This is a genomic window from Martinezella sp. CNPSo 3959, from assembly GCF_057784355.1.
This window is the reverse complement of record NZ_JBXSOV010000001.1, coordinates 667,106-681,559: the sequence shown is the minus strand read 5'-3', so window position 1 is coordinate 681,559 and position 14,454 is coordinate 667,106. Positions and strand designations below refer to the sequence as shown.

Sequence of the window (14,454 nt, the reverse complement as noted above, 5' to 3'; positions counted from 1 at the left end):
GCCTAAATTTACTCATATAAACTATACAATTTGTGAGTTACTATCTTGTTCCCACGAGATTGTGGAGTTACTTCCGCAGTCCCATGCTGACAGGATTGGCCCGTTGAGTCTCTTTCGAGCCATGCCGGGTTTTCAACAATTGACTTTGCAGTAAAGCGGACGGCGATGCTTACGAAAAAAGGAAAGTACGGATTGAAGGCGCTGGTGGATCTCGCACGCCTTGGTCCGGGTGAAACCGCGTTCATCAACGATATCGCGTTACGCAACAATATTCCGAAGAAGTTTCTCGATACCATCCTGCTCGAATTGCGAAACGCCGGCGTGTTGCGTTCAAAGAAGGGGCCAGGCGGCGGTTATTCGCTGTCGCGTCCCGCCTCGGAAATTCGCATCGGCCACGTCATCCGTACCCTGGACGGTCCGCTGGCTCCTATCCGCTGCGCCAGCCGCACGGCCTATGAAGCCTGCGACGACTGTTCCGATCCGGAGCGTTGTCAGGTACGGCGCTCGATGACGGAGGTGCGTGACGCGATTGCCGAGATTCTCGACAACATGTCGCTGGAACAATTCGTCGCCGGTGGCGCGGATTTCGACGCCCCGGAACGGGAAGATCGACGCGCTTCTCATACCGCCTGATTTTCGACGCACCTTTGCTTTCAAGGCAACCAACTCTTCAATGGCTTCACGCCGTTGAGATGGTAGTTGCCGATGATGTGATATTTCTGGCGGGCCGGTTCATGCAGCGTATGGATGCGGGCGTTGCGCCAATGGCGGTCGAGGTTCAGGCCGATGCCCGCCGACGCCGTGCCGGCAAGCTCGAACAGCGTGTCGGCTGCCTCCATCGCAATATCAGCCGTCATAGTCTGGGCTGCCGCAACGGAGAGCGCCGCATCGATGACGTGGTCTTCCGTGAGATTGATCTGCGCCGCGTCGATCTTGCCGCCGGCCCGTTCCATCGTTGCCGTTGCCGCTTCGATGCGGACGGCAATTTCTCCGACTCTCGTTACGACCAGCGGATCATTGACGGCTTGCTCATCGCCATCGCTTTCCTCCGGGTGAGGACGCGCCCGCACGAGCTCCATAGTCGCTGCCAGTGCGGATCTGGCGATGCCGAGATTGATTCCAGCGCGCGTGAGCTGGTTCACGCAATCGATCACCGTCGGCTCCGCCAACTTTTCTCGGTCTACGAGCAGGGTGTCGGCATCGAGATAGACATTATGCAATATGACCGTGCCGTTTCCGGAGGTGCGTTGACCAAAGCCGTCCCAATCGTCGATGATCTGGATGCCTTCCGCATTTCTGGGCACGACAGCGGCTATCGATCCCTGGCGTTTGTCCGCCGCGAACAGCGCGATCCAATCTGAAAAGAGAATGCTGGCGGATGGCCGGCTACGTCCGTTGAGGCGGAAGCCGGCTCCGTCCGATGTCAGATGCCAGGAATGCTGGTCGGCGCCGCTCGCACCCGCCTCGGAAAAGATGCTGCCGAAACGATCGCCGATAATGGCGCGATCGAAAAGGAGTGCCCTTTGGTCCTCACCGCCGCCAATTCTGACCGCTTCCAGCACGTGAAAATGCGTCTGCAATATCTGCGCGATGGAAGGGTCGGCCTCCGCCAGGATGGCGATGACTTCGGCGAGAACGCTGTTCGAAATGTCGATGCCGCCATTTTCGGAGGGAACGGAAATTCCAAGCAGCCCCGATTGGGATAGAGCCTCGGCCTCGTCATAGGGCAGGATGCGGTTGATATCGCGGTCGCTCGCCTGCTGTGCAAAGGCGGCCGCAAACGAGCGCGCAATATCGAGCGCCTCTTCTTCGCTTTGAACGCGATGGGCGGGCGGCCTGACGCGTTCATACAATTGGGAAACAGTCCCCATTTGTCACTCCTCGACCAGCGCCGACTCGGCTCCTCAGGGCGTGGCAAATCAGCGAGATGCTGGTTTCGCACCCTTCTGATAATAGGCGCCGACTGAAAAATTGTAAGCGTTCGGCCCGATGTCAGTCAGATCGAATAGCGAACTCGGTGCCTTCCAATGCCATTCCCTCCACAGCGAAAGCGGTTTCGAAATCTGATCTTAGCGCGCGGAATTGCTTTCCTTTTCCCGGCTCAATCGAAGGCGCGGCACGAAGAAAGCAGCCGACCGCAGGATGTTTTTCAAACTGCATTATCGCCAATCCGATTCCGCCCGCAGAAGAAAGCGCTTGCTAGAGGCGCATTTTCGCGCTTTCATATACGACTAAATAAGTAGACAATGACAATAATCATGCCGCCTCATCGCTTCAAGGAGCAATGGCGGACGATTGCAGGCATCGGATATTTGCACCGAGTTGGACCTGCCTGTCGCGCCTTTCTTTCTTTGGAGAAGAATGGTGGAATTTTGAGACCCGAGGCGGCTCTTATGCGTTTTGTCAGCCACCGTTCCTCGGTTGTCGAGCATGAGATCGGAGTTTGAATTTCGGGCCGTTAATGACAAGCCCAAGAAAGGCATGATCGACCACCTCTCGCCCCAGGAGTTGATATGACGGTTCAGGGATTCTTTTCCGCCAGGACGAATGCGGCGTCGTCGGCTTATGTGATGCCGCGGATTGCCGTGATCGGACGTGGTTTTTCCGGCATGATGATGGCAATCGCCCTGCTGAAGACAGTGCGCTTTCCCTTTCATCTGCAGCTCTTCGATCCCAATTCCAGCGTCAGCGGTGGTCAGGCGCTCGCCTCGGGACACAGCAGCGAAATCCTCAACAGTCGCGTGCGCGATCTTTCGGTCTCTGCCGGCGATCCTGACGATTTCAATCAATGGCTCTCCAGCAATGCGCCTTTCCGCAGCGCCGTTCCCGCCGCCATACCGGGTTTCCTGCAGATCTTCGTGCCGAAGAGCATTTTCAGCGACTACGTCTACCAGCGCTTTTCGGAAGCCTTCTCATCACGGCGCGATGTGGCGGTGCAGGTCCGCAGCGAGACGGTCTTCGGTCTCAGGCGTGTTCGCGGCGGCCGTTTCGTGGTGGAGAGCGACGGTGCCGGCAATGCGCCATTTGATATGGTGGTGCTGGCAACGGGCTACGGCATTGCCGATCGGGAGGCGCAGGCCAGCGATCTCGTGACGGTCCCGACCACCGTTCGTGCGCGCCGCCTTGTATCGCGACCGCACACGATCTTGCTGGGAAGCGGCCTGCGCGTGGTCGATCGGCTGCTGCAGATGCGCGAAAACGGCTATACGGGGCAGATCACCATCGTTTCGCGGCGGGGCTTCCTGCCGCAGAGCCATACGCGCAACAATGCCGACCCGGTTTTCCCTGCAGATGAGATGCCAGATAAACTCAGCGAAATTGTTCGCTTCATTCGCCGCGCGTGCGAGGAGGCGGAGGCGAACGGGCAGAGCTGGCAGTCCGTCATGAATGGTTTGCGCAAGCACGCCCGATCCCTCTGGCGATCCCTGCCGGCCGGTCAGAAGCAGCAGTTCAACCGTCATCTGCGGGCGCTCTATGACAGCCATCGTAACCGCCTGCCCGAAGCCCTGCATGTTCGCCTCAATCAGGAGATGGCTGAGGGTAACACGCTGTTGCGGCGCGGTCACTTCATCCGGCGGACGCCAACAGGGCTGATTTTGAGGCCCGCGGGACGGCAGGAGACCGAGCAGCTCTATGCCGATGACGTGATCGATTGTCGATGCCAGGCGCCCGATCTGAATGCGCCGTTGCTGCGCAGCCTCATCGACGCCGGCCTCGCAGTGCCGGACGAGCTCGGCCTCGGTCTCGCGGTCGATGCAGCGGGTGCACTCGAGGTCAATGGGCGTTCGACGGAGGGCCTCTTTGCCATCGGTCCCCTGGGGCTTGGAAGTCTCCCAGACATCGATCTCGTGCCTGAGATCGTGACGCAGGCCTATGCGGCCGCCGAAAGCGTGGCGGAACGTTTTCATCCGCAATGCAAGGCGGTCTGACCACTCAGCAGCGTCTCCATTTGCAAGCAAGATGGCGATCGTTTGGTTCGTTGAGCGTGCCGCATCGCGGCAGAATAGCGGCTTGCTGCGGGCGCCGATCATGGCGCCACCTTCATCCTGATTGCCCAGTGCGTATAATCTATCATTGCCAAGGTGGTTCTCTGGCCTATTTCTGGACGGGCGCTGGTCCGTGCGATAGGTCATGTCCAATATGAGGCGGCGTTACCAGGTTTTGAGCGAGGTTCTGGACAGGATAAGGGCGTGAAATGCCTTCGTGTCGCCTTTCTTTGTCTTACAAGGCGTACGCGTAAAGACTATGGAATTCGCAATCTTATTATAGGACGAGTCGGGTCTCTGTTTTTGCGGCGATTTCGGTCATCCATTGGCTGCGACTTCATGTGCAACGAGGAGCTCTGCTTGCGCCCGCTGAAATCTCGTCTTTTTCTATTGCCTTTTTTGCTGCTGGGATTGGCTATGTTTGCCATCATCGGTCCGCTGGCGGGCGAGAACGCCTTTGCGCAGGATCAGCAGCCGGCCCAGACATCACAGCAAACGGATCAACAGCCCGGGCAGCTCGCCAATGGGCTGCTGGATACGGCCGTCACCGAACTCGGCAAGGCAAAGAAGACCTACGCATCGCTTCAGGAGGCGGCGAAGCAGGCAACGGCTGATGATGAGACGCTCGTGGCGCTCTCCGGCCAGGTTGACGAACTCAATCGCACCACTGCTGCTATTTCCGCGCGCCTGAAACCCCGTACCGCCGAGATCGATACACGCCTGACGCAACTCGGTGCTGCCCCGAAGGAAGGCCAGCCGCCTGAGGCTCCGATCGTGACACAGGAGCGCGACCGGCTCAATGCCGAACGCTCGCAGATCAGTGCCGTGATCCTCGACGCAGACAATCTGACCGCAGAAAGTAATCGGCTTTCGATGCAATTCATGGAGATGCGCCGAAAGTTGTTTGCCGAGACACTATTCAAGCGGACGGAGGTTTCCACCACGACATTCGACGATGCAGGCGCGGCTTTGGTCGAGGAGGGCGTCAAGTTTACTGCCGCGGTGACGAGCTGGATCGCCTTCGTGCTCAAGGCAAAGCTCGCCTCGCTTCTGGCTGCCGTCTGCCTGTCGATCGGCGCTGCGCTGATATTTCTTTTTGGGGGTTATCGGCTGTTCCGCCGCTACTACGTGCAGGACGAGGCTATCGAGAATCCGCCCTATATCAGCCGACTTTCCGTCGCCTTCTGGTCGACGCTGATCCGCACGCTGTCGCTGGCGGCCTTTCTTGTCACATCTTTCTTCTTCCTCTCGAATTTCAATGTGCTGCGGCCCGACATTGCGCCCATACTGGCGGCGGTCTTTGGCTTCATCGGCCTCGTCTATTTTGTCGGTCGCCTCAGCAATGCCGTCTTCGCGCCATTCCGGCCGCATTGGCGCTTGGTCAAGCTGTCAAACAAGGGAGCGCATTCGCTCACCTGGTGCCTGCAGGCGATGGCCGTGGTCAACGGGCTGGATTACGTCTTCGACCGCATCAGCGAGTCTTTGGGATCGCCGGTCGTCGTTACCGTAGCGAAAAGCTTCCTGGCCGCACTTTTGATCGGCCTCATCCTGATTGCGGCCTCCTTCGGCTCGCCGATGCTGGCCAGGAATGGCGATCCGGATGCGCCAGGCCGCCATTGGCCGCATGGCATGGCCATCATTCTTCGCGCTCTCGGCATATTGGTGATCTTCACCTCGTTCATCGGCTATGTGGGGCTTGCCCGCTTCATGGCAACGCAGATGATCGTGACGAGCGCTGTCATCGCAACCATGTATCTCGGTTTTCAGCTCGGCAAGGCCGTATCCAAGCAGGGCGTCTTTGCCGAAACCATTATCGGCCGCTTTCTGGAAAACCGCCTGACGCTGCGTGAAGTGGCGCTCGATCAGGCAGGTCTCGCAGCCGGACTTGCGACCTACGCAGTCGCGCTGCTGACGGGCATTCCTCTGATTCTGCTCTCCTGGGGTTTCCACATTCAGGATCTGGAGGCCTTCGCCTACAGGCTCTTCACCGAGATCAAGATCGGTAACATGTCGATCTCGCTGCTCGGCATCTTTGTCGGTATCCTGCTGTTTGCGGGCGGTTATCTGGTCACGCGCTGGTTCCAGCGGTGGCTCGATAGCAATGTCATGGCGCGCGGGCAGGTGGATCTGGGTGTCCGCAATTCGGTGAGAACCGGCATCGGCTATCTGGGCATAGCATTGGCGGCGATCTTTGCCATTTCCGCTGCCGGCATCGATTTGTCCAGCCTGGCGCTCGTCGCCAGCGCCCTTTCGGTCGGTATCGGTTTCGGTCTGCAGAATATCGTGTCGAACTTCGTGTCGGGCCTGATCCTGCTGGTCGAACGACCGTTCAAGGTTGGCGACTGGATCGTTTCGGGTACATCGGAAGGCATCGTCAAGCGCATCTCAGTGCGTGCGACCGAGATCGAGACCTTCCGCAAGCAGTCGATTATCGTGCCAAACTCCGAGCTTATCAACGCATCCCTCGGCAACTGGACGCATCGCAACAGGCTTGGCCGCTCCGAAATCCCTGTATCCGTCAGCTATGATGCCGATCCGCGCAAGGTGATGGATATTTTGCTGGAGCTGGTACGCTCGATCCCGAAGGTGCTTAGGAATCCGGAGCCGCATGTGGAGTTCCTGCGTTTCGGGCCGTCATCGCTCGATTTCGAGATGCGCTTTTATCTGTCCGATCTCTCCGACGGCATGGAGATCCGCAACAATCTGCGCATCGAAATCCTGAAGCGCTTCAACGAGGAGGGGATTTCAATTCCCTATCCGCATCAGGAACTGCATATCGTTCGCGACGGTAGGAGAGGCAGGCAGCTGGATGCTACAGCCGAAGCACTGACGGATTCTGCCGACGGACCGGAGGCCGGGGACGCCATTCAGGAAGGCTCTGCTTCGTCCCGCGAAGATAAAGTGCCGGAGGCAAAGGGGGCGAGCCGGCGTCGCGGCCGGACCGCAGCGGAGTAAGTTGCACGCAGGCAGGCCGCCGCCTGTGTGCTCCGTCTGGAAGACTTAACCCTGACTTCTCGACATGGACAACGTGCTGCCAGCAAGGCCCGCGCCTCGAACGGCGCCGGCCGACCAGCGTAATTTTCTTCATTTCCGGGAAACCAATCGACTTAACAAATACGCAAAAGCTTTGTCTTAAAACAATACAGAGGGGATCATTTTCAAAAACAGGTTTTCATTATGCCATTTCTGGGTATTTCGGGGATGCAATATTCCGGCGCGTCTCTTGCCGGCTCTCGCATTCTTCTTGTCGAGGATTCCAATCTCTTTACATCGATGGTCAGGGCGAAGCTGAAGGGGCTTCTGGACATCGACGTCGAGATTTGCCGCAATTTCGAAGAACTGCAGCTTGCCTACGACAAGTCGTCGGAGCCGATCAAGCTGGCGATCTCGAACATGAACCTGCCGGGCGCCGAGAAGGGAGAGGCCTTGGCTTATCTTCTCGATCTCAGCATTCCAACGATCGCCTTCACGGGCACTTTTCTCGAAGGCACACGCGACGAGCTGATCGCCAAGGATGTGGTGGATTATATTCTCAAGGATAATATCTTTGCGGTGGATATGCTGGCGGAATCGATCTGCCGTTTTCTGACGAACCATCGTCACCACGTTCTCATCGTCGACGACAGCGCAACGGCCCGCGCTTTGCTGTCCAGCCGGCTTAAACGCTACAATTTCCGCGTCAGCGTTGCGGAGAATGGTGCAAAAGCGCTCGAAATCCTGAAGGCCAGCTCGGATATCGGCCTTATGGTCACGGACTACAATATGCCCGACATGGACGGATTCGAGCTGACGCGGCGCATCCGCGCCACCACCGGCTCTCATGAGCTGCGCATTATCGGCGTTTCGTCATCCAGCAACCGGCTGCTTTCTGCCCGTTTCCTCAAAGCGGGCGGCAATGATTTCATCCTGCGGCCATTCATTGACGAGGAATTCTACTGCCGCGTGAATCAGAATCTCGACACGCTGTTGCAGATTCAGTCGGCGCAGCCGCCTGCGAAGGAGGTACAGGCCCGATAAAATCGGCTTGAGCAATCCAGAAAAAGTGAGGAAAAATCACTTTTATGTAAATCTCCGCAATCGGCGGTTCCAATTTTTTCACGAATCCTGTCCAGGATACGGGACAAGACGGTTTGGCAGACCTGCAATTGACTGAATATTCATACACCTGAGGGTGTGGGAGGAATTGACGGGAAATGGTACTGCATGCGGGAAACCTCAGCGGCGGCCTCGGTCACCGCGACGGCAGCCAGAAAATACTTCTGGTTGAGGATTCGCGCATGTTTTCGGCGGTACTATCGCATCGGTTCGAAACCGAACTCGGTCTTGCGGTAACCCATTGCTCTTCATTGAAAGTGCTGAACGAGGTGTTGGCAGAGGCGGATCGCAGCTTCACGATGGCGGTGATCGACCTTAACCTCCCCGACGCTGCCCATGGAGAAGCCCTGGATGTCGCCGTCGCCCATGACATTCCCACCATCGTTTTTACGGCATCTTTCGACTTAGCGACGCGCAATCGCATCATGGAGCGCAATGTCGTCGACTATGTGCTCAAGGATGGCGAGTTCGCCCTCGACAATCTTGTCTCCTCCGTCCGCCGCGCCATTGCCAATCGGTCTGTCCGGGTGATGGTCGTCGATGATGTGCCTTCGGCGCGGAAAATGCTGACGGACTTGCTGCACGCCCAGCAATTCAAGGTCGCTGAAGCCGGCACGGGTGTCGAGGCCTTGGCAATGCTCGAAACATTCGACGACATCGAAATCGTCGTCACCGACTATAATATGCCTGACATGAACGGGCATGAACTGACCCGCCGCATCCGCCACCGCTATGGTTCGGATCGGATGCGGATCATCGGCATTTCGTCTTCGAACGATCGTTTGCTGTCTGCGACATTCCTGAAGGCGGGCGCCAGCGATTTCATCTATCGGCCCTTCGTTCAGGAAGAGCTGCAATGCCGCATCGCATTGAATGTGGAGACGCTGTCGCAGCTGAAGCAATTGCGGGCGGCGGCGGCGAGCGACTATCTGACCGGGCTCTATAACAGGCGCTATTTCTATGATCATGGCCCGCGCCTGGTCAATGAATGCCTGCGTCGCCAGCGTCCGAGCTCCGTTGCCATTCTCGACATCGATCACTTCAAGCATCTGAACGACACTTATGGGCACGAGATCGGAGACCAAGTGCTGAAGGCCGTTGCCGGCAGGCTTCACACGCTTCTGGAAGGCACGAATAATCTGCTCTCCCGCCTTGGGGGCGAAGAGTTTGCCATTCTTTTTGCGGAAATGAATTCGCGTGCGGCAACCGAGCTGTGCGACGAAGTCCGACTTAGCCTTGCGAGTCTGAAGGTTCATGCCGACGACGAAGAGCTTTCGGTGACTGTTTCCATCGGGGTTGCGGAAATTGCCGGCTACGAGGCCTTCGACAACTATCTCAATGCTGCCGACCAGTTTCTCTATATGGCGAAGCACAGTGGCCGAAACCAGGTCTATTCCGATTTCAAGATGGCTCAACAGGCGGCCCAGTAAGCCGCCTGCAATAATCCGATTGCCTTGATTTCCATCGCTCTCAGACGACAATGCCGGTGCGGTTGGTCGACATGGTCAGCTTGCGTTCTGCGCGTTCCTGCTGCGGCGAGCGATTATAGAGTTCGCGATAACACTTGGAGAAGTGCGAGGCCGATACGAAGCCGCATGCGACCGCCACTTCAACGACCGGCATCGAGGACTGCACCAGTAGATGCCGGGCGCGATCCAGGCGGATTTCAAGATAGTAACGGGCCGGCGAGCGGCCCATTTCCTGCCGGAACAAGCGCTCGATCTGCCGACGCGACAGGCCGGCATCGTCAGCGATTTCCAACAGCGACAGCGGTTCGGCAAGGTTGCTTTCCATCAGCTCGATGATCGATAGGACCTTGGAGTTCTGCACGCCGAGACGCGCGCGCAGCGGCAGGCGCTGGCGGTCATGCGGGCTGCGGACACGATCGGTCAGCTGCTGCTCGCAGACGCGGTTGACGAGGTTTTCGCCAAAGTCCTGACCGATGAGATTGAGCATCATGTCAAGCGAGGCGGTGCCGCCGGCGCATGTATAGAGGTTGCTGTCGACCTCATAGAGATCGGCATAGACTTCCGCCTGCGGGAAGGTTTCCGAAAAGCCCGGCAGGTTCTCCCAGTGGATCGCACAGCGCTTGCCATTAAGCAATCCTGCTTGGGCAAGCACATGCGCGCCCGTACAGAGGCTGCCGACGGCGACGCCGCGATTGTATGTCTCGCGCAGCCAGGCATTGACCGACTTGTTGTGGAATTCTTCGACATAGATGCCGGAACAGACCAGCACCATGTTCGGGCGGTTCTCGCCGCCGAGATAACGGCGCTCGTCGGTAAGGGAGGAATTGACCTCCAGCCCGATGCCGCTGGAGGAATAGACTTTCTGACCGTCCGTCGAGGCGAGCCGCCATGTGTAGGCGGGGTAGCCGAGCATGCGATTGGCAATCCGCAGCGTCTCGATCGCGGCGGAAAACGGCAGCATAGTGAAATGCGGAACAAGGAAGAAAACCAGGGAGCGCGTCTTGATCGGGGTCTTGCTCATGTCGTGAAAATCCATGTTCCAGGGCCGTTACGTATTCCTTGCGTCAAATACGTCGGCCCGATGGTCTATAAGCGACATTGGCATGGATAATCGCGGCCGCAAAGGGATATTTGCGTCTACTTTGAAAAATATGGCTATGAAGGAGAGAAACAAAGGGGAGGCGAGCAATATGCTCAAGCGACGAAATATATTTGTGGGTAATTCTCAGGATTAAAATGCGCTTCGCATCCTGATGCGTAAATGTTCAAAAGGCGACGCTCGCTTGGGTTGAACGCCGCCTTCAGCCGTTATGCTTGCTGATTATCATCGGGTAGCTTTCGGCTTCTTGATTTCGTTTGCGGCCGGCCAGCCCAGATCCTTGCGCATGTCATCGGACAGAGATTCGAGCTCACGAAGGGAGCGCCACTGCTGCCAGCGATTAGCGAGGCGAGAAAAGAAGGGCATGTAACTTCCGCCTGACGGAAACGGGTTCCGCGTGCCGGTCTGTCTATAGCTGATGGTCGTCATTTTCAGGGTCCTTTCAGTGTCAACCGCTCAAAATGTCACGGGTTTAATATGGGCCTGCCAGATCCATCAATCAAACGAATAGATCTTATAGCTGCCATTAGTATTATTGAACGAACGCAATTTGCCGGGTTTCCGCTCCAGCGCCGACAATGTGCGATCCGGCGGGAGGCCGCGTGCATTGACGTCATCGATCAGATGAGCGGGAAAGCGGGTGGCAATCTCGTCGAGGGTGTGCTGTGCCATCCGCTGAATCTTGCGGAGGCGTAAAAGAGAGAAAAGCCGTGAGGCTTCGTCTGATACCATGCCAGCCATGATTTTACTCCTTTGAGGCTGTCTGAATTTCCATTACGTCTAATATGGTGCTTCGTTGACATTCAGACAAATGAAATGATATGGTGCTTAGGATCAGAAAAATTGAAAGGTAACCGATATGACCGTACCGTTCCGCCGGCCCATACCGTTGCTTGACAATGAAGTTCTGCGTACCTTTGTCGCGATTGCCGAAACGGGGAATTTTTCGACCGCGGCCGATGCTGTTTTTCGCACGCCATCCGCCGTTTCGATGCAGATCAAGAAGCTGGAGGAGCAGCTCGGCGTCACGCTGTTCCTGCGCGACGCGCGCTCGGTGAGCCTGACGCAGCATGGGGAGATGCTGCTTTCCTATGCGCGCAATATTCTGGCGCTCTCCAATGAGGCGGTGTCGCGCTTCATCATGCCAGAACTCAGCGGGGTGGTACGGCTTGGCGCGCCTGACGATATAGGCGAGCGCCTGCTGCCGACCATCCTGAAGAGTTTTTCGGAAACTTATCCAGGCATCATGGTCGATGTCGTCGTCGATATGAGCATCCAGCTCAAGAAGCGCATCGAGGAACAGCGGCTGGACCTCGCGCTGATCAATTGCGCGACGCGTCCTTTCCCGACCGAGGGTGAGGTCATCTACACGGAGCGTCTCGTCTGGGCCGGCGCCAAGTGCGGTACCGCCTATCGCCGCGATCCGCTGCCGATCTCGATCTGGGAAGAGGGCTGCATCTGGCGGTCGGAAGCGATGTCGCAGCTGGAGCGGCAGAAGCGTGCTTATCGCGTTTCCTATCTCAGCGCGCATACGATGGCGCAGCGCGCCGCGATCGTCTCCGATCTTGCCGTCGCGCCATTCCCGCGCTCCTACATCACCGATGATATGGAAATCCTCGGGCCGAACGAGGGGCTACCGGAACTGACGTCCTTCGACATTCGTCTGCTGACGGCATCGCAGATGACCGGACCGATGAAAGCGGTGGCAGACAGCATTCGCCAGGCCTTCGTCGAGATCGGGCGCAAAATGGCCGCGTGAATCGCGGCCAACCATCTCCTGGACAAATTGCCTTCTTACTCGCGGCTGCGGCGACGCCTGCGGCCGCCGCCGTCTCCGCCATCGTCGGAGATCTGCTTACGCTCCGGCAATGTCACGACCTTGGACAGTTCCGGGAAGCTGTCGACCTTGTTCGGCAAGGCCATGGCGTAGACGAAATGCTCTTGAAACTTCGATTCAAGCGCCGTCTCTATCTTCTCGATTTTCCTGACGGTTTCCTCGATCTCGCGGCGATGGCCGCGGTTGAGCAGCGCCATGCGCGCGCCGGTGCCGGCGGCATTGCCGACGGCCTTGACCTTGTCGAGTTCGCAGTCGGGAATGAGCCCCAGCACCATCGCATATTTGGGATCGATGAAAGTGCCGAAGGCGCCGGCGAGGCCGATGCGGTCGACATGATCGATGCCCTGCTTGTCCATCAGCAGCTTGACTCCGGCATAGAGTGCGGCCTTGGCAAGCTGGATGGCGCGAATATCGTTCTGGGTGACCGTGATACGCGGTTCGCCGTCTCGCAGCAGATAGGAATAGGTTCGGCCATTCTGAAGGATGCGCGGCGAGCGTGCAGCCATCGAGCCATCGACGACGCCATCTTCCGAGATGATGCCGGTCAGGAACATTTCGGCGACGACCTCGATGATGGCCGAGCCGCAGATGCCGGTGACACCGACCTTGGCTGCGGCTTCCTCGAAGCCCGGCTCGTCCGACCTCTGTTCGATGCCGATGACGCGGTAGCGTGGCTCCAGCGTGACAGGATCAATCCGCACGCGTTCGATCGCGCCGGGGGCGGCACGCTGACCGCTGGAAATCTCAGCACCTTCGAAGGCGGGGCCGGTCGGCGAGGAAGCGGCGACGACGCGATGGCGGTTGCCGAGTACGATTTCCGCATTGGTGCCGATATCGACCAGCAGCATCATCTCATCCTGGCGATGCGGCCCTTCGGCAAGTGTCGCAGCAGCCGCATCGGCGCCGACATGACCGGCGATGCAGGGCAGCATATAGATGCGGGTGCCTGTGTTCATCGGCAGGCCGATTTCAGCCGATTTCAGATGCACCGCCCCTGATACGGCGAGCGCGAAGGGGGCGCCGCCGAGTTCGGTCGGGTCGATGCCGAGGAAGAGGTGGTGCATGATCGGATTGCCGACGAAGACGGCGTTCAGAATATCCTGGCGCGACACGCCGCCATCGGCGCAAACCTTGTCGATCAAGCCGTTCAAGGCTTCGCGGACGGCGTTGGTCATCGCCGCGCGGCCGTCCGGGTTCATCATCACATAGGAAACACGGCTCATCAGATCCTCGCCGAAGCGGATCTGCGGGTTGGAGGCGCCGGCCGAAGCAACCGTTCTGCCCGACAGCAGCGACGATAGATGCATGGCAATCGTCGTCGAACCGATATCGCAGGCAATGCCGTAAGCTTCGTTCTTCAAGCCGGGGTAGAGCGCGATGAGGCGAGGGCGCTCGCTGTCCTGATCACGATGGATGGCGGCCGTCACCTTCCATTCGCCTTTGCGCAGGATCGACTGCACCTGCGGGATGAGGTGGAAATCCACCTCGAGATTGTCGTATTTCCAGTCGGCTGCGATTGCCGCCTTCAGGCGATCCAAATCGCCAAGCGGCTTGTGCATGTCGGGCTCCTCGACCTCGACGTAGCACATGTGCACAGCCGGATCGCGGGCAATCACGCGCTCGTCGGCTGCCTTGCGCACGACTTGTGCGTTGATGACCGTATCCTGCGGTACGTCGATGACGAGATCGCCCTGGATCAAGGCGGAGCAAGAGAGCCGGCGGCCTTCAGGCAGGTCGCGCACCTCGGCATAGCGCTTTTCCTTCGGCCCGATCGGTGAAAGATGATCATTGGCCGAGACGATCTTGTGCTTGGCGAAATTGCCTTCCTGCACCGACACCTGGCAACGCCCGCAGGTCGCGCGGCCGCCACAGACGCTTTCGACATAGACACCGAGCTGGCGAGCGGCCTCTAGCACAGGTGTTCCCACGGGAAAGTGGCCGCGCTTGCCGGACGGCATGAAAAGGACG

At 58.2% G+C, this 14,454-nt stretch carries 11 protein-coding genes; 6 read left to right on the top strand and 5 right to left on the bottom strand.

Annotation, left to right across the window (positions count from 1 at the left end):
* Nucleotides 1-165 precede the first annotated feature (165 nt).
* Nucleotides 166-633, top strand: coding sequence for an RrF2 family transcriptional regulator (locus AC13RE_RS03465; RefSeq protein WP_132716910.1), 468 nt, complete (start codon nucleotides 166-168; stop codon nucleotides 631-633).
* Between the two features lie 20 nt (nucleotides 634-653).
* On the opposite strand, the gene AC13RE_RS03460 is transcribed toward AC13RE_RS03465, so the two are convergent.
* Nucleotides 654-1,871 (bottom strand): SfnB family sulfur acquisition oxidoreductase, encoded by a 1,218-nt coding sequence (locus AC13RE_RS03460; RefSeq protein WP_488561962.1) that lies wholly within the window; start codon nucleotides 1,869-1,871, stop codon nucleotides 654-656.
* A gap of 642 nt (nucleotides 1,872-2,513) precedes the next feature.
* Between AC13RE_RS03460 and AC13RE_RS03455 the strand changes: the two genes are divergently transcribed.
* The 4 genes from AC13RE_RS03455 to AC13RE_RS03440 all read left to right on the top strand — a co-directional run bounded on the left by AC13RE_RS03455 (nucleotide 2,514) and on the right by AC13RE_RS03440 (nucleotide 9,511).
* Entirely contained in the window at nucleotides 2,514-3,929 is a 1,416-nt protein-coding gene (locus tag AC13RE_RS03455) for an FAD/NAD(P)-binding protein (protein ID WP_488561961.1), read from the top strand.
* A gap of 396 nt (nucleotides 3,930-4,325) precedes the next feature.
* Nucleotides 4,326-6,941, top strand: coding sequence for a mechanosensitive ion channel family protein (locus tag AC13RE_RS03450; protein WP_488561960.1), 2,616 nt, complete (start codon nucleotides 4,326-4,328; stop codon nucleotides 6,939-6,941).
* A 222-nt stretch (nucleotides 6,942-7,163) separates the two neighbouring features.
* Complete coding sequence (locus AC13RE_RS03445) at nucleotides 7,164-8,003, top strand: response regulator (RefSeq protein WP_488561959.1); 840 nt, start codon at nucleotides 7,164-7,166, stop codon at nucleotides 8,001-8,003.
* A 176-nt stretch (nucleotides 8,004-8,179) separates the two neighbouring features.
* Entirely contained in the window at nucleotides 8,180-9,511 is a 1,332-nt protein-coding gene (locus tag AC13RE_RS03440) for a diguanylate cyclase (protein ID WP_488561958.1), read from the top strand.
* Between the two features lie 40 nt (nucleotides 9,512-9,551).
* On the opposite strand, the gene AC13RE_RS03435 is transcribed toward AC13RE_RS03440, so the two are convergent.
* The 3 genes from AC13RE_RS03435 to AC13RE_RS03425 form a co-directional block, all read right to left on the bottom strand.
* Nucleotides 9,552-10,571: a GlxA family transcriptional regulator gene (locus AC13RE_RS03435; RefSeq protein WP_348627044.1), complete on the bottom strand. Its 1,020-nt coding sequence runs from the start codon at nucleotides 10,569-10,571 to the stop codon at nucleotides 9,552-9,554.
* Between the two features lie 303 nt (nucleotides 10,572-10,874).
* Nucleotides 10,875-11,078: a YjiS-like domain-containing protein gene (locus tag AC13RE_RS03430; RefSeq protein WP_112334601.1), complete on the bottom strand. Its 204-nt coding sequence runs from the start codon at nucleotides 11,076-11,078 to the stop codon at nucleotides 10,875-10,877.
* Nucleotides 11,079-11,144: 66 nt separating this feature from the next.
* Nucleotides 11,145-11,390, bottom strand: a complete 246-nt coding sequence (locus AC13RE_RS03425) for a hypothetical protein (RefSeq protein WP_015340230.1) — start codon at nucleotides 11,388-11,390, stop codon at nucleotides 11,145-11,147.
* Nucleotides 11,391-11,508: 118 nt separating this feature from the next.
* Between AC13RE_RS03425 and AC13RE_RS03420 the strand changes: the two genes are divergently transcribed.
* Nucleotides 11,509-12,408 (top strand): LysR family transcriptional regulator, encoded by a 900-nt coding sequence (locus AC13RE_RS03420; protein ID WP_132716903.1) that lies wholly within the window; start codon nucleotides 11,509-11,511, stop codon nucleotides 12,406-12,408.
* Between the two features lie 35 nt (nucleotides 12,409-12,443).
* Here the strand turns inward: AC13RE_RS03420 and AC13RE_RS03415 are convergent, their stop codons facing one another.
* On the bottom strand, nucleotides 12,444-14,444 hold the full coding sequence (locus tag AC13RE_RS03415; RefSeq protein ID WP_488562534.1) for an ASKHA domain-containing protein: 2,001 nt from the start codon (nucleotides 14,442-14,444) through the stop codon (nucleotides 12,444-12,446).
* Between the last annotated feature and the right edge of the window lie 10 nt (nucleotides 14,445-14,454).